The organism is Pyxidicoccus xibeiensis, assembly GCF_024198175.1.
Taxonomy (GTDB): Bacteria; Myxococcota; Myxococcia; order Myxococcales; family Myxococcaceae; genus Myxococcus; species Myxococcus xibeiensis.
This window is the reverse complement of the sequence record NZ_JAJVKV010000016.1, coordinates 39,072-64,717: the sequence shown is the minus strand read 5'-3', so window position 1 is coordinate 64,717 and position 25,646 is coordinate 39,072. Positions and strand designations below refer to the sequence as shown.

23 protein-coding genes and 1 pseudogene are annotated in these 25,646 nt (G+C 69.5%); 16 read left to right on the top strand and 8 right to left on the bottom strand.

Annotated elements, in window-relative coordinates; all coding sequences use genetic code 11:
• Positions 1-177: 177 nt before the first annotated feature.
• Positions 178-1,095: a LysR family transcriptional regulator gene (locus LXT23_RS41640; RefSeq protein ID WP_253986042.1), complete on the bottom strand. Its 918-nt coding sequence runs from the start codon at positions 1,093-1,095 to the stop codon at positions 178-180.
• A gap of 122 nt (positions 1,096-1,217) precedes the next feature.
• Between LXT23_RS41640 and LXT23_RS41635 the strand changes: the two genes are divergently transcribed.
• Positions 1,218-1,814 carry a glutathione S-transferase family protein gene (locus LXT23_RS41635; protein ID WP_253986041.1) on the top strand — a complete coding sequence of 199 codons (597 nt, stop codon included), beginning with the start codon at positions 1,218-1,220 and terminating at the stop codon, positions 1,812-1,814.
• Between the two features lie 168 nt (positions 1,815-1,982).
• On the opposite strand, the gene LXT23_RS41630 is transcribed toward LXT23_RS41635, so the two are convergent.
• Positions 1,983-3,134 (bottom strand): serine hydrolase domain-containing protein, encoded by a 1,152-nt coding sequence (locus LXT23_RS41630; RefSeq protein ID WP_253986040.1) that lies wholly within the window; start codon positions 3,132-3,134, stop codon positions 1,983-1,985.
• A 130-nt stretch (positions 3,135-3,264) separates the two neighbouring features.
• Here LXT23_RS41630 and LXT23_RS50910 point away from each other — a divergent pair.
• Positions 3,265-3,423 (top strand): annotated as a pseudogene (locus LXT23_RS50910) (AHH domain-containing protein); the annotation flags it as partial.
• A gap of 109 nt (positions 3,424-3,532) precedes the next feature.
• Here LXT23_RS50910 and LXT23_RS41625 read toward each other — a convergent pair.
• Positions 3,533-4,504 (bottom strand): aldo/keto reductase, encoded by a 972-nt coding sequence (locus LXT23_RS41625; protein WP_253986039.1) that lies wholly within the window; start codon positions 4,502-4,504, stop codon positions 3,533-3,535.
• A 235-nt stretch (positions 4,505-4,739) separates the two neighbouring features.
• On the opposite strand from LXT23_RS41625, the gene LXT23_RS41620 reads away from it, so the two are divergent.
• The gene (locus tag LXT23_RS41620; protein WP_253986038.1) at positions 4,740-6,290 is read left to right on the top strand and encodes an Ig-like domain-containing protein; all 1,551 of its coding nucleotides are present in this window, start codon (positions 4,740-4,742) and stop codon (positions 6,288-6,290) included.
• Between the two features lie 44 nt (positions 6,291-6,334).
• Here LXT23_RS41620 and LXT23_RS41615 read toward each other — a convergent pair whose 3' ends face one another.
• The 3 genes from LXT23_RS41615 to LXT23_RS41605 all read right to left on the bottom strand — a co-directional run bounded on the left by LXT23_RS41615 (position 6,335) and on the right by LXT23_RS41605 (position 9,155).
• On the bottom strand, positions 6,335-7,231 hold the full coding sequence (locus LXT23_RS41615; protein ID WP_253986037.1) for a type VI secretion system accessory protein TagJ: 897 nt from the start codon (positions 7,229-7,231) through the stop codon (positions 6,335-6,337).
• A gap of 63 nt (positions 7,232-7,294) precedes the next feature.
• Entirely contained in the window at positions 7,295-8,197 is a 903-nt protein-coding gene (locus LXT23_RS41610) for a helix-turn-helix transcriptional regulator (protein ID WP_253986036.1), read from the bottom strand.
• A gap of 16 nt (positions 8,198-8,213) precedes the next feature.
• Positions 8,214-9,155, bottom strand: coding sequence for a DJ-1/PfpI family protein (locus LXT23_RS41605; RefSeq protein ID WP_253986035.1), 942 nt, complete (start codon positions 9,153-9,155; stop codon positions 8,214-8,216).
• A 208-nt stretch (positions 9,156-9,363) separates the two neighbouring features.
• Between LXT23_RS41605 and LXT23_RS41600 the strand changes: the two genes are divergently transcribed.
• The 3 genes from LXT23_RS41600 to LXT23_RS41590 all read left to right on the top strand — a co-directional run bounded on the left by LXT23_RS41600 (position 9,364) and on the right by LXT23_RS41590 (position 13,092).
• Positions 9,364-9,759, top strand: coding sequence for a hypothetical protein (locus tag LXT23_RS41600; protein WP_253986034.1), 396 nt, complete (start codon positions 9,364-9,366; stop codon positions 9,757-9,759).
• 150 nt (positions 9,760-9,909) lie between these two features.
• Positions 9,910-11,067 carry a hypothetical protein gene (locus tag LXT23_RS41595; RefSeq protein ID WP_253986033.1) on the top strand — a complete coding sequence of 386 codons (1,158 nt, stop codon included), beginning with the start codon at positions 9,910-9,912 and terminating at the stop codon, positions 11,065-11,067.
• A gap of 150 nt (positions 11,068-11,217) precedes the next feature.
• Positions 11,218-13,092, top strand: coding sequence for a hypothetical protein (locus LXT23_RS41590; RefSeq protein ID WP_253986032.1), 1,875 nt, complete (start codon positions 11,218-11,220; stop codon positions 13,090-13,092).
• 24 nt (positions 13,093-13,116) lie between these two features.
• Here the strand turns inward: LXT23_RS41590 and LXT23_RS41585 are convergent, their stop codons facing one another.
• On the bottom strand, positions 13,117-14,439 hold the full coding sequence (locus tag LXT23_RS41585) for a hypothetical protein (protein ID WP_253986031.1): 1,323 nt from the start codon (positions 14,437-14,439) through the stop codon (positions 13,117-13,119).
• 838 nt (positions 14,440-15,277) lie between these two features.
• On the opposite strand from LXT23_RS41585, the gene LXT23_RS41580 reads away from it, so the two are divergent.
• Genes LXT23_RS41580 through LXT23_RS41565 form a run of 4 tightly spaced genes read left to right on the top strand, consistent with a single transcriptional unit; the run spans position 15,278 to position 18,390 of the window.
• Positions 15,278-16,111, top strand: coding sequence for a hypothetical protein (locus LXT23_RS41580; RefSeq protein WP_253986030.1), 834 nt, complete (start codon positions 15,278-15,280; stop codon positions 16,109-16,111).
• A 7-nt stretch (positions 16,112-16,118) separates the two neighbouring features.
• Positions 16,119-16,823: a hypothetical protein gene (locus tag LXT23_RS41575; protein WP_253986029.1), complete on the top strand. Its 705-nt coding sequence runs from the start codon at positions 16,119-16,121 to the stop codon at positions 16,821-16,823.
• Positions 16,820-17,803 carry a tetratricopeptide repeat protein gene (locus LXT23_RS41570; protein ID WP_253986028.1) on the top strand — a complete coding sequence of 328 codons (984 nt, stop codon included), beginning with the start codon at positions 16,820-16,822 and terminating at the stop codon, positions 17,801-17,803. Before LXT23_RS41575 ends, LXT23_RS41570 begins: the two co-directional genes overlap by 4 nt.
• Before the next feature lie 26 nt (positions 17,804-17,829).
• Complete coding sequence (locus LXT23_RS41565; protein ID WP_253986027.1) at positions 17,830-18,390, top strand: hypothetical protein; 561 nt, start codon at positions 17,830-17,832, stop codon at positions 18,388-18,390.
• An 82-nt stretch (positions 18,391-18,472) separates the two neighbouring features.
• On the opposite strand, the gene LXT23_RS41560 is transcribed toward LXT23_RS41565, so the two are convergent.
• Complete coding sequence (locus tag LXT23_RS41560) at positions 18,473-19,741, bottom strand: MFS transporter (RefSeq protein ID WP_253986026.1); 1,269 nt, start codon at positions 19,739-19,741, stop codon at positions 18,473-18,475.
• Between the two features lie 141 nt (positions 19,742-19,882).
• Here LXT23_RS41560 and LXT23_RS41555 point away from each other — a divergent pair, with 141 nt between their 5' ends.
• From LXT23_RS41555 to LXT23_RS41530, 6 genes are all read left to right on the top strand, one after another.
• The gene (locus LXT23_RS41555) at positions 19,883-20,740 is read left to right on the top strand and encodes a hypothetical protein (RefSeq protein ID WP_253986025.1); all 858 of its coding nucleotides are present in this window, start codon (positions 19,883-19,885) and stop codon (positions 20,738-20,740) included.
• A gap of 237 nt (positions 20,741-20,977) precedes the next feature.
• A complete protein-coding gene (locus LXT23_RS41550; protein WP_253986024.1) occupies positions 20,978-22,246 on the top strand; it encodes a GTP cyclohydrolase II in 1,269 nt (422 codons plus the stop codon).
• A 12-nt stretch (positions 22,247-22,258) separates the two neighbouring features.
• Positions 22,259-23,071, top strand: coding sequence for a creatininase family protein (locus LXT23_RS41545; RefSeq protein ID WP_253986023.1), 813 nt, complete (start codon positions 22,259-22,261; stop codon positions 23,069-23,071).
• Positions 23,072-23,091: 20 nt separating this feature from the next.
• Positions 23,092-23,817 (top strand): Coq4 family protein, encoded by a 726-nt coding sequence (locus tag LXT23_RS41540; RefSeq protein ID WP_253986022.1) that lies wholly within the window; start codon positions 23,092-23,094, stop codon positions 23,815-23,817.
• Positions 23,818-23,881: 64 nt separating this feature from the next.
• Positions 23,882-24,550, top strand: a complete 669-nt coding sequence (locus LXT23_RS41535) for an SDR family oxidoreductase (protein ID WP_253986021.1) — start codon at positions 23,882-23,884, stop codon at positions 24,548-24,550.
• The gene (locus tag LXT23_RS41530; RefSeq protein WP_253986020.1) at positions 24,550-25,326 is read left to right on the top strand and encodes an SDR family NAD(P)-dependent oxidoreductase; all 777 of its coding nucleotides are present in this window, start codon (positions 24,550-24,552) and stop codon (positions 25,324-25,326) included. The genes LXT23_RS41535 and LXT23_RS41530 overlap by 1 nt, the downstream gene beginning before the upstream one ends.
• Positions 25,327-25,646 lie beyond the last annotated feature (320 nt).

The window sequence follows — 25,646 nt, the reverse complement described above, 5'->3', positions numbered from 1 at the left end:
GAAGACGCTGCGGGCCCTGCTAGGAGTGTGTTGCCGCCAGCACGGCCATCGCCATCGTTGCGACCCTCCTCTGTTGCCACCTGCGCTTCACGGGTGACCTCCAGGATTTGCCCGAGCGCATCGACTCTTGTGTTTCTCGTTCTGGAAATCTCCCACGGTCATCATGCCGCCCCAGGCTCAGGCTCTGGGCCCACGCGCCCCCGGCTGCAACTTCCTGGTGCGCCCCGTCGCCCTGGGAGGCAGCGGCAACATCGGCTGGACGAGGGTGGCCAGCGCGTCCACGAAGCGTCGGACCTTTTCCGGAACGTTCCGCCGGCTCGGGTAGACGGCGTAGACCGGTAGCAGCAGTGGGGGCTCCTGGGCGAAGAGCACCTTCAGCCGGCCGTCACGGACCGCGTCGCGGCACAGCGCCGCGGGGACGCGCGCGATTCCGACTCCGGCGATGGCCGCGTCGCACGCCACCTCGAAGTCGTTCACCATCAGGACGGGCTCGATTCGCGCCTTCACGCCGCCCACCACCCACGTCTCGAAGGCACTGAGCGCCACACACCGGGCCGAGCCGAGCTCTCGGGCGGTGGGGGTACCGTGCCTCGACAGGAAGGCGGGGCTCGCAACGAAGTGGACGGCGCCCTCGCCCACCTTCCTCGCCACGAGCGACGAGTCGTCGAGCCGACCGATGTGCACGGCGACGTCGAACCCCTCCTCGAACAACAGGTCGGCTCGGCGGTTGCTCAGCACGAGCTCCACCCTCACTTCGGGGTAGCGGGCGAGGAACTCCAGCACCACGGGGGCCAGGTAGCGGCGTCCGTAGAACACGGGCGCGGAAACGCGCAGCAGCCCCACCGGCTCCGACTGGCGTCGCTGCACTTCGTTGTTGGCCTCGTCAATCTGCGTGGCGATCTCGGCACACCGCTCGTAGTAGCTCGCTCCCGAGCCTGTGACGCGCAGCCGGCGCGTCGTTCGCTCGAGGAGCCTGACGCCGAGCCGCGCCTCCAGGTTGCCGATGCGCTCACTGACGCTCTGCTTGGTGATGCCAAACCGGCGCGCCGCCCCGGTGAAGCTGCCCTCGCGAACGACCGCTGCGAACAGGACCATGTCGGCGGGTGAGATCATGACTGTCAAGCCTAGCCTGACAAAGCGTCCGGGGTGCGCGCATTGTCCCGCGGGGCGGATGAAGGGATGGTGAGCGCCTCACCGCTCACTCGCAGGAGCCTTCCATGAAGCTCTATTTCGCCCTCCGGACGCGCGCCACCCGGGCCCGCTGGCTCCTCGAAGAGCTGGGGATTCCCTATGAGCTGGTGCGGCTCGACCTTTCGAAGCACGAGCAGGACACGCCGGAGTACCGGGCGTTGCAACCCTTCGGCGAGCTGCCGGTGCTGGTGGATGGAGACACCCGGCTCTTCGACTCGACTGCTATCTGCCTCTACCTGGCGGACCGCTTTCCGGAGAAGCACCTGGCGCCCGCGCCTGGCTCAGCGGAGCGCGCTCCCTATCTCCAGTGGATGCTCTTCGCCCAGGTGACGCTCGAGCCGCAGGTCCTCGAGCACCTGCGCAACGCCGAGCTGCCCGAGGCACAGCGGCGCGACCTCTCGGAGCAGCGCGTCCACCTGGAGAAGGTGCTCACGGTCCTCGACGAGGCGGTGGGCGGAAGGGAGTTCGTCGCGGGAGACGCCTTCTCCGCCGCTGACGTGCTCCTGGCGTCCGTTCTCCACATGGCGCACAGGGTGAATCTGCTCGAGAAGCACCCGAGGCTCCTCGAGCTCGTCGTTCGCCACACGCGACGCCCCGCTTCGCGCCGCGCTGTCTCGGGCTGAGCCGCCGGACTACTCCTGGATGACCCAGGGGTATCCGCTCTCGATGCCCTTCGAGGCCCTGGCGAACCATGCGCCAGCCACGCGCCGGTGTTCATCCGGCTCGCGGCGGCCTACCTCGCTTGCAGACGCAGCCGCAGCGGGGCTGGACGGACTGGAAGACCCGCCTCCTCAGCCCTCCTCTCCCAGCGCGCGCAGCTCGAGCCCGAAGGCCGCCTCTACCAGCAGCGCCACGATGCGTGCTGTCTCCACGCCCTCGCCCTTGCGGTTGACCACCACGATGACCGCGTCGCCGCGGCCGGGCAGCCAGGTGAAGAGGCTGGAGAAGCCGTCCGCCGCGCCGTTCTTGCTGACGACGAGCGTGCCCTTGCGCCCACCCACCCGGCTCGCGTTCCAGCCGAGCACCATGCCAGCGCCGCGCTTCTTCTCCGCCGGGTAGGGCGTGAGCATCTCCTCGCGCGTGGCCGCGTCGAGCGCGGCGTTGCGCTCGAGGGCGGCGTGCAGCCGCACCAGGTCATCCAGCGTCGTGGAGAGGAACCCGGAGGGCACGCCGTAGAGGCCCTGGGGCTCGGGGAGCATCTCCCGCCAGGCGCCCTTCTTCAGCTCGTGGCCGGTGGCGAGGTTGCGCGCGGTGGCCGGGTAGCCCGTGTCCACCATGCCCAGGGGACGCCAGACGTCCTCGCGCATGAAGGTGACGAAGGGCCGGCCGCTGGCCGACTCCACCAGCCTGCCGACCACCACGTAGTTGAAGTTGGTGTAGTCGTTGCGCGTGCCCGGGTCGAAGGTGAGCGGCACTCCTGAGTAGTTGGCGAGCGCCTCCTTCCAGGTGGCCGGTTTGCCGGTCTTGTCCCCGATGCCGCTCGAGTGCGCCAGGAACTGGCGCACGGTGATGGCGCGCCAGGCCGGGGGAAGCTCGGGCAGGTAGCGCGAAGCCGGCACGTCCAGGCCGAGCTGGCCACGTTGCACCAGCGTCAGTGCGCCTACCGCGGCCAGCGCCTTGGAGAGCGAGCCGATGTGGAAGACGGTGGCGGAGTCCGGCCGCTCGCCGCCGCCGCGCCGCTTCTCGCCGTACCCCTTCTTCACGACGACGGTTCCACCCCGCACCACCGCGACGATGGCGCCAGGCAGTTCCTGCCGCTGCATCTCCTCGGTGAGGATGGCGTCCACGCGCCGCTCGAGTGCCCGGTCGATTGCCACGGTGGGCTCGGCCCGCTGCGCTGCGCGCCCGGGAGCGCTGGCGGCACGCCGGGTTGGCGCCGGGTCGGCATGCGGGTGCAGGGGGATGAGGACCAGCAAGGCCCACAGCGGAATGGGGATGCGCACGGGGCAGACCTCCGGTGAGAGGTGCACGGCGAGTCTGGTGTCGCCCGGCCCATCTGTAGCCTGCATCGCCCCTGGCTGGCCAATCGCCAGTCCATCGCCTGTCCCACCGGCCCGGGGCACAGCCCGAGCCCGCGCGTCGACCTCCGGCTACGGCAGAGCTGCCGACACGGTGTGGCAGCTCGCGCTGCGCAAGGACTACGGGCGGTGGTGCCGGGCGTATGAGGCACCGGGCGACTGCCTCTCCTTGCTGGAGGACGGCCTGGGCCTCTCCTCCACGGACAGGCTGGCGCCGCCCGGGGCCAGGAGCTGCTCGACCGTGCGGGCCTGCTCCGCCCCCTGCGACAACCCGTGGCGAAGTAGGGCGGGAGCCACGCCCCCGCCCCTCACCGCTCAGCCCCCTACCAGGCGTAGTCCTCCGGCGCGGGCTTGTGGCCCGGGAAGAGCTCATCCAGCCGCGCCAGCGCCTTCTCGTCGAGCTTCACCTCCAGCGCGCGCAGCGCGGACTCGAGCTGCCCGGAGGTGCGCGGTCCGACGATGGGCGCCGTGACTGCGGGCTGGTGGAGCAGCCAGGCCAGCGCGACATCGCCTGGCTCGTGGCCCAGCTCCTCCGCGAGCTTCTCGTAGCCCTCGATGCGCTCGCGGTTCTTCTGGAGTGCCTCCTGCGCGCGTCCTTCGAGCCGGCGCTTCCCCTCGCGCTCCTTGCGCAGGACTCCGCCCAGCAGGCCTCCCTGGAGCGGTGACCACGGCAGGACTCCCAGGCCGTAGTGCCGCGCGGCGGGCAGCACCTCCAGCTCCACCGTCCGGGCCAGCAGGTTGTAGAGGGACTGCTCGCTGACCAGGCCCATGAAGTGGCGTTGCGCGGCCGCCGCCTGCGCCTGCGCGATGTGCCACCCGGCGAAGTTGCTGCTGCCCACGTAGAGCACCTTGCCCTGGGCCACCGCGACCTCCATCGCCTGCCATATCTCCTCCCACGGCGTGGCGCGGTCCACGTGGTGGAACTGGTACAGGTCGATGTAGTCGGTCTTCAGCCGCTTCAGGCTCGCGTCCAGGGCCCGGCGGATGTTGAGCGCGGACAGCTTGCCCTCGTTGGGCCAGTCGCCCATCGGGCCGTAGACCTTGGTCGCCAGCACGGTGCGCTCGCGCCGGCGTCCTCCCTGGGCGAACCAGTTGCCGATGATTTGCTCCGTACGGCCCTTGTTCTCACCCCAGCCGTACACGTTCGCCGTGTCGAAGAAGTTGATTCCCTTGTCGAGCGCGGAGTCCATGATGGCATGTGCATCAGGCTCCTCGGTCGTCCAGCCGAAGTTCATCGTGCCCAGGCAGATGCGGCTGACCGACAGACCCGAACGACCCAGATTCGTGTACTTCATGGCGACTCCTTCACGGCCAGCGTTGGACCCGGGGAGCCTGTCCACTCGCACCAGCGGAGTCCAGCCCTCCTCAGGCTCTGTTCCCGATGTCGCGGTACCCGGCCCCCTGGTTCGTGCCCGAACCGTCGAGCATTGCGAACTCAGCAACCCAGTTGCTTGAACGAGGCTCCGCATCCGCCGTAGCTTGACGGTTGGCGCATCCATCGGCGGCGCCCCCCCATCCCCGGGAGGTCCCATGGGTCGATTCTCGTATCCCGCTACCTTGCTCCTTCGTGTCGTGACCCTCGTGGTGCTGACCTCCTGCAATGGAGACGACGGAGGTCGAGTCGAGGACATCGTGGTCACCGCGCCCACGGCCTACCTGTGGGTCAACGAGACACTCCAGTTCACCGCGGAGGCGCGCGACGGCAAGCGGAAGCCGCTCGAAGGACGTGCCATCACCTGGCGAAGCGAGGACCCCTCGGTGGCCACGGTGGATGACACCGGCCTGCTCACCGGAGTGAGCGTGGGCATCACCGATATCGTAGCCACGAGCGAGGGAAAGCAGGGGCGGCAGCGCATCAACGTCCGCTCGCGGGCGGCATTCGTGGGGGTGGTGATGGAGGGTCGACACCTGCCGAGGCTCGAGCAGTACCTTCCGACGCTCAAGGTGGGCAGCGAGGTGGTGCTGCTCGCCGACGCGTATGACATCGGCTTGAACAGGCTTCCCGATGCCGTCCGGGACATGCGCTGGTCCAGCTCCGACTCCACCATCGCGTCGGTCAGCGCCACCCCATATGGCGCGAAGGTGACGGGGCTGGCGCCGGGCAAGGTGACCGTCACCGCCGACTTCGAGGGCATTCGCCGGGACTTCACGCTGGTGGTCGGCAAGGGGTACACGCTCACGGAGTTCGGCACGCCGCTCGCCCTGACGGTGGAGGTGACGAACCTGAACGAGCACGGGCACGTGGTGGGGAGCATCGATCGCCACGCCTTTGTCTGGCGGGGCGGGCCGGTCATCGACCTGGGCCTCGAGGGGGAAAGCGTCGCATGGGACATCAACGACCACGGACAGGTGGTGGGGGACTTCGGTCTCGGCTGGACCGCCATCCGGGCGTTCTCCTGGCAGGAGGGACAGGCCACCGACCTCTCCGTGTCCCCCGGGCCGGACATGCACGCGGTCGCCATCAACAATCAGGGCGAGGTGGCCGGCTTCACCCACTCCCGCTGGGTGGGCGGCGAAGGCGCGGCCCATGCCGTGGTGTGGAGGAATGGCCAGCTGAACGACCTGGGCACCCTCGGAGGGTACGCAGCCTATCCTCTGGACATCACCTCCCAGGGGCACCTCGTCGGCTTGAGCGTCGCTTCCAGCACGAGCCAGACGCCCTTCATCTTCCGCGATGGGCAGCTCTCGACCCTGTCGGTCAGTAACAGCTGGGGCACGACCGGGGGACGGGCCGTGGCCATGAGCGAGGACGGCACCGTCGTCGGGAACACCGGCGATGGGGCCTTCGTGTGGAGGAACGGGGCCTTCACGTACCTCGCTCCGGACGAAGAGACGACCCTGCGGGTCTTCGACGTGAACAACCATGGGCAGGTGGTCGGCCAGACGGAGTCACGGTTCGGAACGACGCTCGCCTTCCTGTGGCAGGACGGCGTCGCGCTGGACCTCTCCGGGCTGGTGGACCTCCCGCTGCTGGGGACGCTCACCAACGCACGGGCCATCAATGACCGGGGGCAGATCGCCGTGGAGACGGACATCAATGGCGGCCCCCCCGGGGGCGCCCTGCTCACGCCGGTGCCGTAGAGCCTTCTCGGCGAAAGGCCGGGCTTCGAGCCGCCCGACCCGCCTCAGCCGAAGAGCTTCGACCAGAAGGACTTCTTCTCCTCCGGCGGTGGCTTCTGGCTCACGGGCCTGCTCGCGACGTCGAAGTCGAGCCGGGCCACCTGGAGCAGCCCCACCATTCCCATGCCGCCATCTTCATGCGTCAGCTTGAAGTCTCGCTGGCCGAACGCCACTGCGTACCCATGGGGGTCGTGGTGCCACACGGTCATCTCACCCTTGCGGACGGGGGCGCTGCCATGCAGTCCCGTGCCTGGATACAACGAGGGCACCCGGGTTTCGTACTTGCGGCCGTCGAGTGCCTCGAACACCGCATGGACCCAGACGAAATCCATGGAGCTGTTCGGCGGGTCGAACTGGATGGAGCGAAGCTCGCTGAAGGGCAGGTCCAGCACCATGCTGCCCTTGAAGCAGGGCAGGTGCGGCCCTGTCAGGTCATCCGTGTCCGTCAGGTCGGAGAATCCCACCCGGGCGCCATTGGTCCGCGTCAGGGTTCCGGAGACCCTGGGAGCCAGGCCCGTCCCTTCCGCCAGGGCACGGGCCGCGTCGGAGTATTCACCCTTCGCATGGAACACCGCTGCCTGGAGATAGGCGCGTGAAAAGGGCTGTGGCTCTTGAAGCGCACCGCGCTCCCAGGCCAGTCCGGCATCCTTCCTTCGTAGCGAGTGCAGTCGCTCCAGCCTGGCGCAGTGGCGCAGGAAGGTCGCTGCTTCGGAGACTCCAGGCTCGAGCTTCACCATCTCATCCAGCGCGCGCAGGGCTCCCTCGTAGTCCTCCAGGCGCACCCTCACGTTGAATGCCATCAACAGTTGCGTTCCTGAGGGCGCCTTCGACAACTCCGCCTCGAGCAACTGGAGTGCTTCCTGGAAGTCGCCTTCCTCGATGTGCTGTTGAATCTGATTCATGATGGATGCCCCCCCGGGCCTGAGCGGCGACCATACCAGAGGGCCGCGGGCGTCGAACGGGCCTCATCGCAGCAGCTCGCGCAGCGCCGACGGGGGGACGTCGTTGTACCGGCGGAAGGTCCTCGTGAAGTGGGCGTGGTCGGCGAAGCCGGTGCAGAAGGCGACGTCCGTGAGCGTCAGCCGCTCATCCCCCAGCAGCGCGTGCGCGGCGGCGACGCGGGAGCGCTGCAGCATCTCGGAGAAGGTGGTCCCCTCCTGCCGCAAGGCCCGCTGGAGGCTCCGGCGCGAGAGGGAGAGTCGCACCGCGGCCTCCTCGAGCGTCCACGGGTGGAGGAGGTCTCCGCGCAGCAACTGCTGGAGCCGGGTGCGGAGGTCATGGAGCGCTTCACCGGGTGAGGCCTCGCACCGCGGGCCACCCGCCGGCTTCCAGTGGATGGTGGCGAGGTCCGTCGCGTCGGGCAGCACGCGCGGCCCGGGCGCCTGGGGACCGCCGTGGATGACCACGGGCGCACCTGCCTCGGGCGTGAGCGTGACGACCAGCTCCGTGAAGCCCGCCAGCTCCAGGAGCGCGATGATGGCGCCCCAGATGAACAGGTCGTTGACGGCGAGAATCGTCCCTCCGTCGATGGCCACGTGGCGCACCGTCATCCGGGCGCCGTCCGCGTCATGGTGGAGCAGCCGCGTGCGGTGGCGCGAGTGGCCGAAGCGCTCGAGCGTCTGCCACCTCTCGACGATGTGTCGCGGCGTGGGCCCGGTGGTGATGGCGCGGATGACGGGATGGTCGGCCAGGGCTCGCAGCTCACGGCCGAGCGCCAGCACGGGCCTCCAGCCATGGGCCTCCAGGACGGCCTGGAGCAAGGCGACCTTGTCGCGTCCCCGGGGCTGGAGCTCCGGGTAGTCGCGTGCGACTGCCGCGTGCAGCAGTGCACTCAGGCTCGAGCTGGTCAGGGTGCCTTGGTCCACCACGGGCAGCGGCTCCGGGTCAGCGGGACGCGCGCGGTGGCGGCTCGCCGCAGCGCCCCGCCTTGCGCCAGTCGGCCAGCGCGGCGAGGAAGAGTGTATTGAAGTCCTCGCCAGAGAACGGATTCTGACTGGTCACCAGGCTGCAATCGCGCACGGCCCGGGAGCGGCCCGGGAAGGCCGTCTCGTGGAGGTAGCCGGCCGCGTCGAGCTGCTCTCCAATCTCGCGAACCTGTGCACGCTTCCCCATCACGAAGGTCTCAATGTACCACTCCTCGAAGCCCGAGACGGAGGTGACGCGCCGGCCGAGGAAGGGACTCTGGTCGACGGGCAGTCGCGTCAGGAGCGCGGGGGCATGGCAGACGAGCCCGACGGGCCGGTCCGTGGCGCCGAAGTCGAGGAGCAGGCCCTGCAGGTCCGTGTCGTGCAGCAGGTCGACCATGACGCCCTGGCCGCCCGGCACGAGGAGGGCCTGGAACGCGGCGGCGCGGGCCCGGACCTCGGACAGGGGCAGGGGCGCGAGCAGTGCCGGGAGCGTCGCCACGAGCGCCTGCGCTTCGGCGAGCGCCCCGGGGTGCTTCTTCCAGTACGACGGCTCCAGGCTCTCCGGGTCCCACACCGGCGGCCGGCCCCCGGGCGTCGCGATGACCACCTCGTAGCCCGCGCCCACGAGGGCCCGGTAGGGCTCGTAGAACTCGTTCAGGAAGACGCCCGTCCGCCGCTTGCTCCCATCCGCGAGCGTCTGCTCGGAGGCGGCGGAGAGGACCATGACGACGGCGCCAGGCGGTGGGAGCGCCTCGGCCGCGAGGGTTCCTGGCGGAAAGACCACCTGGCGCGTCGGCAGCGTGGAGCAGCCCAGGACCCCGGCGCAGCCCGCGGCCATGAGGACGAGGTAGGAGAAGCAGCGCTGCAGGGCCCGCTGCAAGCGAGACGTGGCAACCCGATTCGTCGTGGACGCACCCATGTCATTCCTCCCGGTGACGGCTTCAGCGCCACCGTAGGAAGTCCAGGAGGGACGGGCTTGAACGTATGCGCCAGACCCCGGTGTCTCCCGGCAGACGCGGCGTCGGCGCCCCCCCCCGGCCCCAGCGCCGTGAGGCAGCCTGTTCACACTCAGTTACATTTGATACACTTGTGGTGACTCTCCCATTCACCCCACGAGTGAGGTCGCCATGTCCGTCTTCCGCCGTCCGTCTTCCATCCGTCTGTCAGTCCTCGCATGCGCCGTGTTCGTCAGCCTGGCGGCCTGTGGCCCCGAGCTGGAGGAGCCTGGCTCGTCTCCCGAGACTGCACAGCCCCCCAGCCCGGCGTCGGAGTACCTCGAGCCCCTCGAGCCGGTCGCCTCGGAGTCACCGGACGACGGCGCCGTGGAGGCCATGGCGAGCAACTACTGCTGCCAGATTTCCTGGCTCGGCGACCCGCAGCCCTTCATGTGCGTCGGGTACAACACGCTCAAGGCCTGGGCGCGCACGAAGTGTTACGCGACCGCGGCGAGCATTCCCGCGACGGTTCCGGTGCTCGCCTCCGGCACGTGCAGCAGCTACGTGTTCTGCCGGGGCCTGCCGTAGGCGCGTGTACCACGGTCAAGGAGGCACTCGACGCGTTCCCGCAGCTGACGTCCCTGCCCGACACGACTTGACCCGAAAAAACGGGCTCGACTCTCCATTGGGAGGCAACTGGAAGCCTACGCATCCCCAGGCCCACAGGAGTCTCCCACCATGAAGTTCCTCCCTGCTTCGTTGTGCTTCGTGTTGCCGCTGCTCTCCGCCACGCCCGTCCAGGCGCAAGCGCCCGACACCTGGACGGAGCACTGGTTCGAGCACGACCAGAATGTCTCCCGCGTCTACCAGGACGCTGACGTGGCCGTGTACTTCGACTCGGACGTGAACCGGTCCATCACCTGGCCCAACACCTTCGTGGGCGACGTGTGGCGCTACACCAGGCGGACCTACGGACACTTCGGCACGGACTCGCAGCTCTACGCCATCTTCCACGCGGCGAAGTACAGCGGAGGCCACCCCTCCACGTACTTCGACGCCAGCCATGACAGGCGCAACGTGATTGATGTGGGCTCCAGCTCCCCCACGGCCTGGACGAGCGGCACCGGCAACGACCTGGACATCGTCACCCATGAGGTGGCCCACATCGTGGAGCTCGCCAGCAAGGGCGTGCACGACTCGCCTGCCTTCGGCCTGTGGCGCGACAGCAAGTGGGCGGAGATCTTCAACTACGACGTGTACCTGGGGCTGGGCCGCACCAGCGATGCCAACCGCTGGTACAACCTGATGGTCAACACGACGGACAACTTCCCCCGCGCCAACACCCACTGGTTCCGGGACTGGTTCTACCCCATCTACAAGAACCACGGCGGCGCCTCGGTGCTCAACCGGTACTTCGTCCTGCTCGCGCAGCACCTGCCGAAGAACGGCGGCAACTACGCGCGGGGCCTGAACTGGGGAGAGTTCATCCACTTCTGGAGTGGCGCCGCGGGCGTCAACCTCAAGACCCTGGCCACGTCCGCCTTCGGCTGGCCCGCCGAGTGGGAAGCGCAGTTCACCCAGGCTCAGCGTGACTTCCCCTTCACCTACAACGCCCCGGGCCCCACGGCGGTCTCCGTGTTCCAGGACCAGAACCACGGTGGCTATGGAATGGCGCTGCCCGTCGGCCGCTACACGCTGTCCGCCCTGCGTGCCTGGGGCGTGCGCAATGACGACATCACCTCGCTGAAGGTCTCCAGCGGCTACAAGGTCACCCTGTACGAACACGACAACTTCGGCGGTGCCAGCCTCACCAGGACGGCTGACGATGCCTCGCTCGTCGACGACGGCTGGAACGACAAGGTGTCCTCGCTCATCGTGAGCGCGTCGGGACCGTAGGTCAGCGCTTCACGTGCCCGTGCAGGACCGGGTAGGCATCGACGTACACGTCCAGCGCGGTGACGCGCGGGACGACACCGCGCCGGAGGGCGCTGCCAGGCAGCACTCCCACTGGAAACTCCAGGCTTTGTGGCATAGACGCGCTGATACATGGAGCTCCCGTCCGACCCCGCCCCCTCCCCTCCGCCCGCCCGCCCCACGTCTGGCGTTGAAGCGTGGCTGACGGCCGGGCTCGTCGTGGCGGCGGTGGTCGCGCTGGCCTACCTCTGCGGCTACCTGGCCGTGCCCATCGTGGACGACGCGGCCATCTCCATCGCCTACGGCCACACGTTCTTCAGCGGCGGAGGCCTGCGCGTCACCCCGGCCTCTCAGCCGGTGGAGGGCTTCTCCAATCCCATCTGGACGCTGCTGCTGGGGCTGAGCCGCCCGCTGGACCTGCCGCCGGACACGTATGCGCACACGCTGGGCATCGTCTTCGGCCTGCTGGCGCTGCCCCTCTTCGCGCTGTGGGGCCCCGCGTCGGAGCGCCGGGCTCCGCGCCTGGAGGACGCCGCCGCGCCGTGGGTGGCCGCGTCCAGCGTCACGTACGCGAGCTGGATATCCAGCGGCATGGAGACGGGCCTCCAGGCCTTCCTGCTCGCCGCGGCCGGGGTGCTGCTGCTGCGGGAGCTGCGCACGGGGGTGGGCGCGAGCGTGGGCCTCGCGCTGGGCCTGCTGTGCCTCACGCGCCCGGAGGGCGTTCTCTACACCGCCGCGGCCTGCGCGCTCTGGCTCGTGCACCGCGCCCTGGAGCGCCGCTGGACGGGACGGCAGGCGCTCGGCATCGCGCTGTGGCTGGGGCTCCTCGTGGGCGGGTGGCTCGCGGTGCGCTGGGTCTACTTCGCGGACCTGCTGCCCAACACGTACTACGCCAAGCGGCTCTGGCGGTTCGACGGGCCCGCCTACGTGCGCAACTACCTCGCGGAGCACGGGCGGCTGTGCCAGCTCGCGGCGGTGGGCATGGTGCTGGGCCTGGTGGGAGGCGCGGCGCGCGCGAGGGTGGCGGCGCTCGCGGCGCTCTTCCTCGCCAGTGGGGTGTGGTTCGCGTGGCGCTCCGGGGACTGGATGCGCGAGTGGCGCTTCCTCGCGCCCCTCGTGCCGCTGCTGGGCGTGGGCATGGCGGCGGGGCTGTCCGGCGTGCGCGCCAGGGCGGCCTGGCTCCGCGGGCGCGGGGCACGGTGGACGTGGCCGGCACGGGCCGGGGTGGCCGTGGCGGCGCTGGGGGCGCTCTTCTTCGGCGTGCCCGCCCTGCGGGCGTCGGTGCTGCGCGCGCCGCGCATCAAGCCCTCACCGGAGCTGCCGTACGAATTCATCGCGGAGCGCTTCCGCCACGTGCGGGAGATGGCGGACAGGCTCGGGCAGGTGCGGCCGCTGCTGGGGTACCCGGACCTGGGCGGGCAGGCGATGGTGCTGCGCCAGGCGGAGGTCATCGACGTGGCAGGGCTGGCGGACTACGCGCTGGCGCACCACGCGGGCAACTATCCGGCGCTGGAGGACTACCTCGTCTCGGAGGGGCCGCCCGTGCTCCTGGACGCGCACGGCCCCAGCGGGCACCTGCGCGGCTTCCAGCAGCTCATGTCGCAGTTCCGCGCCGAGCCGGGGGACCACTGGCGGCTCGTGGGGCTCTCCGACAAGGAGGACCCGCGCTGCCCCGGTGGCAAGGCCGCGGCCCTGGCGCCGGACCGGGAGGCGCTCGCCCGCCTGTTCGAGCAGGACATCCAGGAGGGCGCGGCGGAGCGGGGACTGAAGCGCTGGCGCTGCGTCTTCGCGTACAAGCCGCTGGGCGAGCTGCCGACCCGCGACGCGCGGGAGCAGCTCGCGGACCTGGCCGAGGAGCGCGGCGAGGCCCTGGAGCGGGAGGGGAAGCTCGTCCCCGCGCTGCGCCACTACTCGCTGGCCACGCTGCTCGACAGGGGCGACGCGCACCGGCGCCGGAAGACGGAGGCCCTGCGCGGCCGCATCTTCCCACGGCCGCCGGGCGGATGACCGCGGGGGCGAAAGGCCCTCCTCCTACTGGCGCAGCACCCGGTCCGCGAGCGAGCCGAGCGGGTCCACGAGCCAGGGCTCGACACCGGCCGGCAGGAAGCGCGGCATCGGGGCCATGAAGGTGAAGCGCGCGGGCATGAGCAGGTTGGCCACCACCAGCACCGCCGCGAGCGCGGGCAGTCCCCAGGCCCTGCCTGCCGTCACCGGCGCCGCGCCCGGCTGGCGCTCCAGCTGACCCCGGAGGGCCGTGTACGCGAGGAAGGCCTGCAGGTGCGTGAGCGAGAACAGCCGCGCGAAGTCGAAGGCAATCAGCACGAGCACGAGCGAGCTGCACGAGGCGACGGCGTACACCGCGGCCCACGTCCACCGCGCCCGGCGCTCCAGCCCCGAGCGCCACAGCCGCGCCAGGCCCAGGGCCATCATCACGAAGGTGGTGGGGAGGAAGACGAGCAGGCCCCGGGCGTAGATTCGCCACAGGTCTTCGTGCTCGAAGATGCGTCGCACGTTCTGCCGGAACGACACCCGCAGCAGCTCGTGGACGATGTCCACCCACCGCGACGGGGTGGCGCCCCACTGGAGCATGCGGGCATGCAGCGCGTCGGAAGGCGGGGACAGGAAGATGAAGCACGCCAGGAGCGCCAGCGCCACGAGCACGGCCAGCACCCGCGCCGCCGTGCGCCGGTCCACCGCCAGCCCCGGGCGGGACGGGTCCAGGGCGGCCAGCAGGAGCACGGGCACCAGCACCACCGAGGCCGTCTCGTGGACGAGCATCGTCACGGCCGCGATGGGAACGAACCAGGCCAGGGACAGCCGCCCGCCCCGCACCGCGAGCAGTGACAGCACGGCGAGCAGGCTGTCGAAGTACCCCAGGCACATGCCCGTGTGCCAGACGAACGCCGAGGACGCGAAGAGGAACGCCACGGCCACGTCATCCCGCTCCGGGCCCCCGTCCGCGGCACGGCCCCGCAGCAGCGCCCGCGTGGCGGACGCGGCCCAGAGGGTGAACAGCGTCATGGCGGCGAAGGACACGCCGATGATGATGTGCCGGACGGTGGCGCCGTCCTTCTCCGCGAAGAAGGGCAGCAACAGCGTGCCGGGAAGCCCCCGCTTGACGAAGCCATGACTGTAGTTGAGCAGGTGGTGGCTGATGGCCCAGTCATGCGGCACCGTCACCAGCCCCTTGAGCAGGGTGAAGCCCAGGACCGCCCACAGCACCGCGAGGAGGACGGAGCGGGCCCGCGCCGCGACACCGGCCGGTGGGCCCTCGGGGGCACTCCGCCCGGGCGTGTCCGCGGGCACTTCGAGCGGTGCCGCGCCCTGCACCGGCGCGGACGATGGTGTGGACATCTTGTCGAGACCTCAGGGCGTTCCGGACCGCGCCCCTGCTATCACGAGTCCCGTGGCAGTGCGCACACTCATCCTGCCAGGCGTCGACACGGGCGGCTCACCTGGTGATGGGCCCCTTGCGTTGCTTCTCTCCCGAGCTCCTTTCGCCAGGCACCCGTCCCAGCTAGGCCTCACCTGGTGCGGCCCGATGAAACGCTCCGGCGCATCTACTGGGGAGACGAAGGCACACGCTGTCACCGGCCCCACCTGGGGCACCGTGCCCACCCGGTCCACCCGCTTGACGAAGGACGCCGCCTCCCGTCCCCGATTCGCAGGCCCTCACGCGATCCATCGCCCTCCGTCCTCGACGGCCTGCTGGAGAATCGTGGTGCCCTGCCCGCGCAAGGCCCCAGAGGACGCGCGGCAGGCGTACCAGGTGGCCCGCCTGCAGCAACGCTTCCGCTGGACGGGGCTGGACGTGCGGTTACCGCCTCGGAAGGCCCCCCGGTGTGCCTTCCTCGGGGGCTTCAGCCTGCACGCAAACACGCACCTGCATGCCAACGACAGGCCGGGCCTGGAGCGGCTGTGTGCCGGTACGGAGCGCGAGGTGCCTTGGCGCTGGAACGCTTCGAGGAGGCGGCTGCCGGACGCGGCCGTTCCAAACCTGTCCGACTGTCCGACAGGTTTGCGCCCTGTGTCGCCGGCAGGGGCCACAGCCTGGTGCTCAGTCGCTGGAATTCCCAGGGCGCAAACCATGTATTCAAATTATCGGATTGGCTTTCCGAAGGAGCCTTGTGTGTCTCCTCGACACCCCAGCACCTCTCCTGTCCTCGGCACGACGCGAGGAGGGGTGGGCCGCTTGGTCTGGGTCCTCCTCCTGCTCCTGGGCTTTGGAGCAGAGGCCAGGGCCGCCGGACTGGTGGTCACGGGGCGGGTCCACGGGCCGGACGAGCGGCCGGTCCTCCAGGCCGAGGTTCACGTCTTCTCGGGCCACCAGGAGTTGACCCTCGTACCGGAAGCCACCGATTTGCATGGCGACTTCCGCTTTTCTCTTCCGGGCGTCGATGTCACGCACGTTCAATGCGAACTGCGCGCCCGGGGTTACGTGCCGATGCTCATCACCGTTCCGGTGAAGAACGGTCAGGCGGACCTGGGCACGGTCGTGCTCAAGCCTCGGAAGAGCCTGCGCATCGCCACGGTGAAGTATTCGCAATCGGCGCTCGATGACTACTTCCACGCCGACGTGCAATTCCATAATGAGACCCAGGAGGTACAGATCATCACCGAACTGGCTTTGTTCGGGCAGAAGCTGGAGCGGACCGGCTGTCTCGACGTGTCGCCGGCCTTCATCGTGCGATTCGATCATGCCCTGGACGGCGCCAAAGGCGCGGCTTCCGTGACGAACCGGGTGGAGTTGGTGAACGCCGACGGCAAGCCGCTCGACACCCTGCGTATCGAAGGCACGCTGGAGTCCCTCCCGTGTGAGCAGGCTCGTCTGCGGCTGCGAGTTCCCCTGAGCCTTCGGCTCGCTCCTGGCGAGTGGTCGCATCTCCAGGTTCGGATTCCCCAGACCATGACCGTGGCCGGTGGAGCCCACGACCGGCTCGAGCTCGCTCGATGGCATCAGTTCGTGCTCTCCATGACGCTGGCCGACGGCACGACGGTCATGACCGAACCTGGTCCCCCTGCCTGAGTCCACCATGTGCCTGCTCTCCGGATTCTGGGCGGATTTGAGGAGTCGAGGCGCCACCGTCGCGAGAGTCGACCGCTCGCTGCCCGAACTCGCGGTGCTCACGCTCACTTCGACGCTGGCGGCGGGAATCGGCTTTGCCGACCAGGTCACCCGGCTGCTGTCACCAGTGCCTGGAGCCGGATTCGTGCTGCCCGCCCTGCCAGCGCTGCTCGTCTCGGGATTGTGCGGCCACCTCATCCGGGCGAAGAGCCCTGGCCAGGCCCCGCTGGTGACCGGTGTTCAGGTTCCGCCCGTCTACCGCTACCGGCAATCCGTCCGGCTCGCGGCGATGGTCCTGTTCCTGCCGCTCACCGGAGCTTTCTTGTTGAGTCTGGCCAGGAATCGCCCGGTCCTGTTCGCCGGGGAGCGCCTGCTGTCGGGACACGTGTGTAGCAGGCTCGACGGGGCTCCGGTTTCCAGGGCGACGCTCGAGGTCCTCGATGAGCAGGAGGGGATACTGTCCGTCCCCGAGCGGACCGACGACTCCGGTTTCTTCATCGCCGACATTCCTCGATTCTCGAGGCGGCCCGCGCGTCTCCGCCTCTCTGGTGGCCAGTGCGCGCCGGTGACGATTGCGCTGGCGCAAGAGGTCTCTTCTGCCCATGGGTGTGGGCACACACGTGTCGCGCGAGCTGGGAGCACGTGGTTCATTCCTTGTGAGGGTCGAAAATGATGCGAACCTCCTGGATTCCTCCCGTCATCCTCCTGTCGCTTCTCGCACTGGGCAATGCGCAGGGGGCTGAAGCACCACCCAGGCCCTCTCTACCCGTGGCCGGCGCCGGGAAGGAGCTGAGCCCCTCGGAGCGTGAGGAATTGGAGCCCGTGATACGGCTCTGGGACCAGAACGACTTCGCCGGAGCCATCGCCTTGCTCGAGCCCATCGCGCGCCGGCCGGGGGCCCCCCCCGCGAGCATCGCGCTGCTTGCGTACTTCTACGAACGCGATCATCAAGAGGACAAGGCCATCCGCACCTACAGGCAGTGTCTGTCTCTTCTGGGCCCGCAGGGGGACCTGGTACACGCCAACGTCCGCTTCGCGCTGGGTCGACTCCTCCTGAATTCGGGACAGTACGGAGAAGCGGTAGCGCTGCTTGAACAGGCGTGGAATCATCCTTCCTACGAGGTCTCGAATCCCCTGATCCCCGAGCTCCTCGCCCAGGCCTACGCGGGCCTCCAGCGGCCCGAGTTGGCGGCCGCCTTCGCCGTGGGCTCCATCGGCATTGCGCCTGCCCATGAGTACGCCTGGAAGACGTGGGACCTTCTGGGAGGCGAGCCCAAGCACTTCCGGCGTCCCCCGGGCTTCCGGCGGGACGTCTTCTTCCTTGGCGAATCGCCCACCGCCGACCTCGTGCTCCGCCACGGGAATCCGAGGGAGTGGCAAGAGCCCGAGCTGGCACGAGCCGTCCGAGACTACCTCTCCTTCGCCGAGGCGCTCGATGCCCAGGAGCCCGCGGTCGCGGCGCGGTTCCGGCAGGTGGGGCTTACCTCCTACTTCCGTGACGTCATTGCCGCAATGAACGCTCGCCCCCCCAGGAAGCGCTGCGCAGGCTCAGCGAGCAGAGCACGTCCGCGGGCTACGAGACCCTGCCCCTGGACCTGCGATTGTTTGGTCTGCAGCTCGAATCCTGGCTCCACATCCAGACCGCCCACCTGATTCATGCGTTGCAAGCCGTGGAGCGCATGAGCGAGTTCGCGCGTCAGGCTGGGAGCCCTCGCGCGCTCGCTTTAGCGAGAGGCGCAGGGAAAACCCTCTCCATTGCGGCCTTCAGGTCCGTATCGTTCGACCCGCTCACGGGGCAATTGCGAGAGGATGATCCAGAAGACTTTCTCGGGGCCGGAACCGGCGGCGGTGGGGAAGGAGTCCGCGAGCGTCGATTCCGTTATGGAATGACCAGCTCTGACGAGGACCTCGCGACCGTGGGTACCCACCGTTTGGCCGCGGAGATGGGCCTGGACCCCGAACTGGGAGCGCGGTTGGAGTCGCTCATCCGCGCGAGAAACCTGGAACTGCCCGTGAAGGTCTATCTGGAATCGGTGTCGCGCGAGCTGGGCCCGTCCTCCGTGCGGGTGGAAGGAGAAGCGCTGGCCAGCATCCAGGATGACGCGGGCATCTCCCTGCTCGAACGGCTCGATCAGCAGATCTCGGCGCACGCCACGCCGGCAATCCCACCCACGACCGTCACGGCGTACGTCGTGGGCAAGAGGTTGATGGCACTGTTCTCGCCTGACGCCCCTCGGTGACGCCCTCAGCCTCCCTCGAGCGGAGGCAAGGCCGGAGCCGGATGCCCTGGGGCGAGGAGCCGCTGACAGGGCCCCCTCCCTCTCACGCGTCTTCCCTCACACCGCCAGCCTGACCGGCTCCCGGGTCCGGGGTCAGGGCACGATGGGGCTCACCGAAGGACATCAGCCGGCGGTGCAGCGGCGCGAGCACGCCGAGGAGGAGCACGAGCACACCGGTGACCTGCAGGATCCGCTCGATGGAGACCCTCTCCCCCAGGGGGCCGAAGAGCAGCATGGACAGCGGCATCAGGGCGGTGGAGAGCATGGTCATCACGCTGAAGACCCGCCCCAGGTAGGCCGGCTCCACCTTCTCCTGGAGCATCACCGTGGCGGGGGTGTTGTAGAGCGGCAACGCCACGCCGAAGAGCGCCATGAACGCCAGGTACACCCCGAAGTGGGGCACCACCCCGAGGCCCACGATGCACGCCCCCATGATGAGGTTGGAGACGACCATGGTCCGCATGCGGTTGCCGAAGCCCTTCCACACGGCGAGCACGGCGCCCCCCACCATCATGCCCACCGAGAAGACCATCTCGATGGCCGTCAACCGCCACACCTCGCCCCCGAAGCTGCGCGCCGTCTGCAGTGGCGTGAGGAACGCGCCAGGGGTGATGAGCACCAGGATGACCCCCAGGTAGCCGAAGAACGGCACCAGGTGCGCGTGGCCGCGGATGTACCCGAAGCCGTCGCGAATCTCCCTCAGCTGCGAGGCCCCCTCCTGCACCGGCGCACGAGGACGCGCCTCCACCCGGACGAAGAAGGCGACGAGGACGATGGCCAGGGCCGCCGTCACCACGTCCACGTAGAAGAGCACCTGCAGGGGAGCCACGGACATGAGGAAGCCGGCGAGCGCCGGTGCCCCCAGCATGTTGACCGAGTTGAGCGTGCCCTGGATGCCGTTCACCCGCATCAGCTGGTCTTCGGGCACCAGCTGCGGCAGCAGCGCATTCACCGAGGGCTGCTGGATGGCCGTGCCCACCGAGCGCACCGCCGCGGCCAGGAAGAAGAGCCACAGCTCCGTGCCGCGCAGGGTGAACACCACGGCCAGCGCCAGGGTCACCAGCGCAATCAGCGCATCGGAGAGGACGATGAGCTTGCGGCGGTCGTACCGGTCGGCCCAGACCCCTGCGAACGGCGACAGGAGGAACGTGGGCAGGAAGCCGACCACGATGTAGAGCGTCATCATGACGCTCGAGCGCGTCTGCAGCGTCACCTGCCACAGGAGCGCGTACTGCACCAGGGAGGAGCCCAGCAATGACAGGGCCTGGCTGCCCAGGAAGAGGGCCGTGTTGCGTTTCCAGGAGGCGTGCATGGCCGGACTGTAACCGCTGGGCTGCCCTCAGTCCCGAGCCGAGCGGCGCTGAGCTACGTCTTGAGCGGCGCGGCATGGCCGAGCGCTCCAGTCCTCCTCCATTCGGCCGCCACGGGCCCTGGTTCCAGGGCAGGATGGGGCATGCTCGTCACCGAAGATGCACTCCGGAGGTTCATCGTCTCGCTGCGAAAGGGCGCCACGGAAGCGGCGTCCTCGCCCGCCGTGCGGGACTTCGCCGAGCGCGCCCGCACGCTCGACCCGCGCAGCCTCGTCCGGGAAGGCACCGCGCTCCTGAAACAGGAAAAGGACGCTGCCATCGCGCGTGTGGTGCTGCGCACGCTCCGGGGCCTGCTGGGTGACATCGAGGAGCATGGCGAGCACAGCGAGTTCGCCGATGAGGCGCAGTTCGTGCGGCGCGCTGTCTCCACCTGGGCGAAGCGCGTTGACGGCGACGCGGAGGACGTGCTGCTCGCCGACGACCTCGAGACGTCCCTGGTGGCGGTGGTTGAGTCGTCCGACATCACTCCCGCGGAGCTGAAGGCCTGGCAGGTCCTCCGCAAGAGCCGCCGCCTCGCCACGGCCCTGACGGCCCTCGTGAAGAAGCCCGTCTCACCGTGGTTCGCCGAACTGGCCGCGGCGTACATCGGGCGCGAGGTAACGCGGATCGCGAAGAGTTCCCGGGCCGAGTCCTGGCAGTCGAAGCTCGACGACGTGCCGGTGCTGCTCGGCCTGCTGCCCAGGCTGGGCACGCCTCCAGTCTTCACCCCGCGCGTGCTGCGCGCCGCCAACCTGGTGGTGCTCCGTCACGAGCACGCGCCCACGCGTGAGGCACTGGCCGCGATGAACGCTCACGCGGCCTCCGCCGCCGACCTGGAGCGCGCCGAGCGCATCCAGCGAGGGGCCGCCGTCAGGGCGGGTGTCCGCGCCGCGAGTGCGCGACGTGCAGTGAAGACTGCGCAACGGACAACGAAGACGGCGAGAAGGAAGACGACGCGCTGACGCCGTCGAGGTGTCGCACGCGCACCTTCACGGGCCTTTCTCGAAGAATCTGGACGAGCCGGAGAGCCAGGTCCGGGCCGCGGGCCGCAGCCGTCTGACACGGCAGAAGTGCTTTGACGTGTCAGCCCTCGTCCATTGACGTGATGGCCCGGGGCTCCGTCCCGAGCGCGCTGGGCCTGCCCCCTGGGGCGAGGGCGTCATGGGCTGCTGGCATACCGGCTGCAAAAGGTCGGAGCCATGCCCTCCCAGCCCGCCCAGTGGCCCCACACGAGTCAGCCTCAACACTCGACCCATGGCCTGCTGCTCCGGCTCGGCGAGCAGCGCCTGGAGACCCGTCACGGAGCCTTCCAGGTCCACGTCTTCCAGAACCTCTTCACACGCGCCTACACGCTCGCGGTCTGCCGGGGAGGGCTCCAGACACCGGAGCCGCTGCTCGCGCGCATCCACTCGGCCTGCATCACCAGTGAGGCGTTCGGCGGCTGCGACTGTGATTGCGCCGAGCAGCTCGACCTGGCACTCGAGCGCATCGCCGGGGCGGGGCGCGGTATCGTCTTCTACCTGATGCAGGAGGGCCGGGGCGCGGGCTATTCCGCCAAGGCGCGCGACCGCATGCTCGTCCAGGCGAGCCGCCAGCGGGTCACGACCTTCGAGGCGTACCAGGCGCTGGGCCTCGAGCCGGACCATCGCCGCTACCACGAGGTGAAGCTGGCGCTGCGGCTGCTGGACGTGAGCGCACCCCTCCGCCTGCTCACGAACAACCCGGAGAAGACTCGCGCGCTCCAGGAGCAGGGCCTCGTGGTCGATGCCGCCGAGCGAATCCAGCGCGAGGCGAGCGCCTTCAACGTCCATTACCTCTCGTCCAAGCGCCGCGTGGGCCATGCGCTCTCCAGTGGCATGCTGAACCAGAAGGAGGCCGAGCTGCCGGAGCGCATCTCCTCGTTCGAGCCGGCTCCGCTCGAGGCGGCCCCATACCTGCTGAGGATGGCGTCCTATCTCCTCCCCATCCGCGTGGGCCCCGAGCGCGCGCTGGCGTGGTTCAGGGCGCACGTCTACTTCGACCTCCTGGCGGGCTGCGAGCGCGTCGTGCTCACGTATGGCCAGACGGGGGAAGGTGCGCGGCGGGTGCCGCTCGTGCGCATCCAGCGGGAGTCGCTGCTGGAGCGCTTTCCCCTCTGCCATGGCCACTACAAGCCCCAATGGAAGCGGACGGTGGAGGAGTTGGTCCGGCACGGGCATGGCGTCGTCGTGTTCCCGTCCGCCGATGGCGACGCGGCGCTGCTGGTGGCCTCGGCCCTCGGTGCACGGGTGCAGCCCGAGCAGTGGGTGGCTTCCCGATGCACCGACGACGCGCTCTTCGTGCTCCTCGCGCAGCATGTCCCGGGCAGGGTGGTGACTCCCGCCTTCACCCACCACGACGAGGACGGCGCGCGCAGGAGCATGAACGACGCCCTGGTGCGGCACGGCTTCTCGCTCACCCCTCCGAGCGTCTTCGAGGCCGGTTCCTGAGAGAGCGCCCCGATGTCCGAACCGATGAAGACACCTGACGAACGGCGCCTGGAGCGGCTCACCTGGCCCGAGCTGGAGCGGCTCCTCGCGCGGGGTGTGCGGACCGCCGTCCTTCCACTCGGCGCCATGGAGCAGCATGGCGCGCACCTGCCGTTCGCGACCGATACCTGGATTGCCGACGCGCTCGCGGAGCGCTTCTGCGCCCGGGTCCCCGAGGCAATCGCCTGCCCGGCCCTGCCCCTGGGCTGCTCGGCGGAGCACCTGGCCTTTCCGGGCACGCTCAGCTTGAGCACCGCCACGTTGCGCGCGGTCCTGCTGGACGTGCTCGCCTGCTGCAGGCGACATGGGTTCGAGCGGGTGTTCCTGTTCACGGGCCACGGAGGCAACTACGGCCCCCTGGCGGAGTGCCTCGACGCGCTGCGCGCCGCGAGTGCGCCCATGGAGCTCATCGTCTTCACGGAGTCCGCCCGGCTCACGCGCGTCCTCCTGGAGGCGAGCGGGGCGCACGGGGTGGGCCCGGAGTGCTCGGGGCACCATGCCGGCGAGTTCGAGACCTCCATCATTCGCGGCCTGCGGCCGGACGCCGTGCGCCTGGACCGGCTGGAGCCGGGCTTCATGGGGCCGAAGCCCCGGTCCGGCTCGCTCTTCTATCCGAGCCTCCGCGACAACGCCCCGAACGGCACCGTGGGAGACCCCCGGCCGTCGGCTCCGGAGCGCGCGGAGCACTACCTGGAGGCCTGGGTCCGTGTGCTCGTCGATGCGTACCACGCGGCGACTGGACAGAACCCGAGCGGGGGGCTGAAGGCCTCCCCCGGGGAATCGTAGAGTGAGCCTTGGAGGCCGCGATGACGACGCCATCCCTCAATCAGCTTGCCCGCGACCTGGTGAGCCGGCGCGCAACGCTGGGAGAGACCATCCCTGTCCTCTCGCGGGCCGAGGTCCTCGCGGCCAGCGATGCCGCCCTGCTCTCGGTGCCGGGGTTCCGGCGGCTCCACGCCGAGCGCTGGGACCCGGCCCTCCCGGAGCCGGGGGACCTCACCGCGCTGCCTGAAGGCTCTCTCGGGAGTTGCTACGCGCGCTACATGGCGCACTACCGGCTGTCCCCCGACTTCTTCCCCATCCAGTCCCGGCTCGGCCCGGACGCGACGCCCACCCAGTACGCGGTCCATCGACTCAACAAGTGCCACGACGTCTTCCACGTGCTGGGGTCCTACGAGACGTCGGACGCGGACGAGGTCGCCGTCCAGTCGTTCGTGTTCGGACTGGCGCCCGCGGCGCTCGCCCTCTTCCTGGCAGAGGCGGCAGTGCACCCGGACATCGTCACGGAGCGGTACAAGCACCTGCACGACATCTACTCGAGTCACCTCCAGGCGCAGGACTTCGAGCGGGGTGTCGCCGCGGTGTCCCTCCTGGGCGAGCGCTTCGAGTCCCTGATGGAGCAGCCCCTCCATGTCCTGCGGAGGCGGCTCGGCATCTCCGAGCGGACACCCTCCCTCCTGGGGCACCAGGGCGAGAACTCCTGCGCGGGCTTCACCTCCCTCCCCTTCTTCACGGCCGCGAGAGCGGTGTGAGCACGGCCGCGAATGCTCCTGGTGCCGGGGCGGAGCGGCCTGTATCTCTTTCGAGATGAGCGTCATGCGCATGCGCAATGCAATCGTCGTCGGTGGGACGGGCAACATCGGCAGGGCCGTCACGAGCAGGCTGCGGGCGGAGGGGCTGCACGTCGTCTGTGCCTCGGAGGATGTGACGCAGGAGTCGTCCGAGTCGATGCGCGTGGACGTCACGGACGAGGTCTCCGTGAAGTCGCTGTTCGACAGGGCAGCGGCGTCAGGCCCTCTCTCGCTGCTGGTCAACTGTTCGGGCTTCGGAAGCTTCACCCCCATCGAGGAGACCTCGCTCCAGGACTGGCGAAGGACGCTCGACGTGAACCTGACCGGGACCTTCCTGTGCGCGCGAGAGGCGTTCAGGCAGATGAAGGCGCACGGCGGCGGGAGAATCATCCACATCGGCTCCGTGAGCGACCACCTCACCCTGCCCATGAATGGCTCCTATGCCGCCTCCAAGCATGGTGTCCGCGGTCTCACGGGCGTGTTGAACGAGGAGGGGAAGGCCCACGCCATCCGGGCCACGCTCCTGTCGCTGGGGGCCGTGTACACGGCCTTCTGGAAGTCGCGCTCGGAGTTCAGCCCCGCCGACATGCTGTCCGTGGACGACGTGGCCGAGTGCATCTGGGAGATTGCCCGCAAGCCGCTGCACATCCGCGTCGATGAGCTCCGCTTCGTTCCTTCGAAGGGAGTCCTCTGATGGAGCGGCCCTCGGGTGCGAACCTGGCGCTCGTCACCGGAGCCAGCCGGGGGATTGGCGCGGCCATCGCCGACGTCCTCGCGGAGAGCGGGTTCCGGGTGGTCCTGCTGGCGCGTGACGCGGAGGCCCTGGCCCGGCAGGAGCGCAAGCTGCTCGACTCCGGTGCCCGGACGTGGTCGTTCGTGTGTGACCTCGCGGACGAGGCCGCGGTGAACGCGACGCTCGCCCGCATGGAGGCCACCGTGGGCGTCCCCGGCGTCATCGTGAACAACGCCGGCTTCGGCGGGCCCTTCCATCGCGTGGACGAGGTCTCCAGGGCCGAGTGGGATGCCTTGTTCAGCGTGAACGTGGATGCCGTCTACCACCTCTGCCGGTGGGCCCTGCCCCGCATGAAGGCCGCCGGGTTCGGGAGGGTCATCAACATCTCCTCCTCGCTCGGGTTGTTCGGCGGGGCGCTCTCCTCCACCTACGCGGCCACCAAGCACGCCCTGGTCGGCTATTCCAAGTCCATCGCCGCCGAGTGGGGCGCCCATGGCATCACCTGCAACGCCATCTGTCCCGGCTATATCGACACGGAGATGCTGGCGAAGGCGGACCCCGCGTTTCGCAAGGAGCTGTTGCGGAGGATTCCCGCCGGGAGGTTCGCCACTCCCGACGAGGTGGCCCGCCTGGTGGCCTTCGTCGCAGGGCCCTTCGGTGGCTACCTCAATGGCACGACGCTGGTCATCGACGGGGGATTGTCATCCCACCTCGCCAACGACCTGCCTTCGTTCTGATCTCCCGCGGCTCCAGCGCGGCGCAGGGGGAAGAAGCGTCGCGCAGGGGCGGTTGCCCAGGAGGAAGGAAGGTCGAGATGCGCACGTCGTCGCTGCCAGCCCAGGGGATGCACCCCACCCGCCGGGCAGGGCCGCGCCTTCGGTCGTGCGTCCGCCACAGGGCTGCAGCCTGGCTTCCGCTCGCTGAGCCACCTCGCTCGTAGAGGTGTCTCGCGCTCGCTGAGTGGAGCAATGCGCCGCGAAGCGCCTCCGCATTGGAGCGCGCGGAGCGTCGCGCCGTGCGAACGGCCCCGCTCCGATTCGGGCTTCCCCCTTCCTCT

Bases quoted from the DNA above. Each gene is read 5' to 3' on its own strand.
- LXT23_RS41640 (WP_253986042.1), bottom strand. From the start codon at position 1,095: ATGGTCCTGTTCGCAGCGGTCGTTCGCGAGGGCAGCTTCACCGGGGCG.
- LXT23_RS41635 (WP_253986041.1), top strand. From the start codon at position 1,218: ATGAAGCTCTATTTCGCCCTCCGGACGCGCGCCACCCGGGCCCGCTGG.
- LXT23_RS41625 (WP_253986039.1), bottom strand. From the start codon at position 4,504: ATGAAGTACACGAATCTGGGTCGTTCGGGTCTGTCGGTCAGCCGCATC.
- LXT23_RS41620 (WP_253986038.1), top strand. From the start codon at position 4,740: ATGGGTCGATTCTCGTATCCCGCTACCTTGCTCCTTCGTGTCGTGACC.
- LXT23_RS41615 (WP_253986037.1), bottom strand. From the start codon at position 7,231: ATGAATCAGATTCAACAGCACATCGAGGAAGGCGACTTCCAGGAAGCA.
- LXT23_RS41605 (WP_253986035.1), bottom strand. From the start codon at position 9,155: ATGGGTGCGTCCACGACGAATCGGGTTGCCACGTCTCGCTTGCAGCGG.
- LXT23_RS41600 (WP_253986034.1), top strand. From the start codon at position 9,364: ATGTCCGTCTTCCGCCGTCCGTCTTCCATCCGTCTGTCAGTCCTCGCA.
- LXT23_RS41595 (WP_253986033.1), top strand. From the start codon at position 9,910: ATGAAGTTCCTCCCTGCTTCGTTGTGCTTCGTGTTGCCGCTGCTCTCC.
- LXT23_RS41590 (WP_253986032.1), top strand. From the start codon at position 11,218: ATGGAGCTCCCGTCCGACCCCGCCCCCTCCCCTCCGCCCGCCCGCCCC.
- LXT23_RS41585 (WP_253986031.1), bottom strand. From the start codon at position 14,439: ATGTCCACACCATCGTCCGCGCCGGTGCAGGGCGCGGCACCGCTCGAA.
- LXT23_RS41575 (WP_253986029.1), top strand. From the start codon at position 16,119: ATGTGCCTGCTCTCCGGATTCTGGGCGGATTTGAGGAGTCGAGGCGCC.
- LXT23_RS41570 (WP_253986028.1), top strand. From the start codon at position 16,820: ATGATGCGAACCTCCTGGATTCCTCCCGTCATCCTCCTGTCGCTTCTC.
- LXT23_RS41565 (WP_253986027.1), top strand. From the start codon at position 17,830: ATGAGCGAGTTCGCGCGTCAGGCTGGGAGCCCTCGCGCGCTCGCTTTA.
- LXT23_RS41560 (WP_253986026.1), bottom strand. From the start codon at position 19,741: ATGCACGCCTCCTGGAAACGCAACACGGCCCTCTTCCTGGGCAGCCAG.
- LXT23_RS41555 (WP_253986025.1), top strand. From the start codon at position 19,883: ATGCTCGTCACCGAAGATGCACTCCGGAGGTTCATCGTCTCGCTGCGA.
- LXT23_RS41550 (WP_253986024.1), top strand. From the start codon at position 20,978: ATGCCCTCCCAGCCCGCCCAGTGGCCCCACACGAGTCAGCCTCAACAC.
- LXT23_RS41545 (WP_253986023.1), top strand. From the start codon at position 22,259: ATGTCCGAACCGATGAAGACACCTGACGAACGGCGCCTGGAGCGGCTC.
- LXT23_RS41540 (WP_253986022.1), top strand. From the start codon at position 23,092: ATGACGACGCCATCCCTCAATCAGCTTGCCCGCGACCTGGTGAGCCGG.
- LXT23_RS41535 (WP_253986021.1), top strand. From the start codon at position 23,882: ATGCGCATGCGCAATGCAATCGTCGTCGGTGGGACGGGCAACATCGGC.
- LXT23_RS41530 (WP_253986020.1), top strand. From the start codon at position 24,550: ATGGAGCGGCCCTCGGGTGCGAACCTGGCGCTCGTCACCGGAGCCAGC.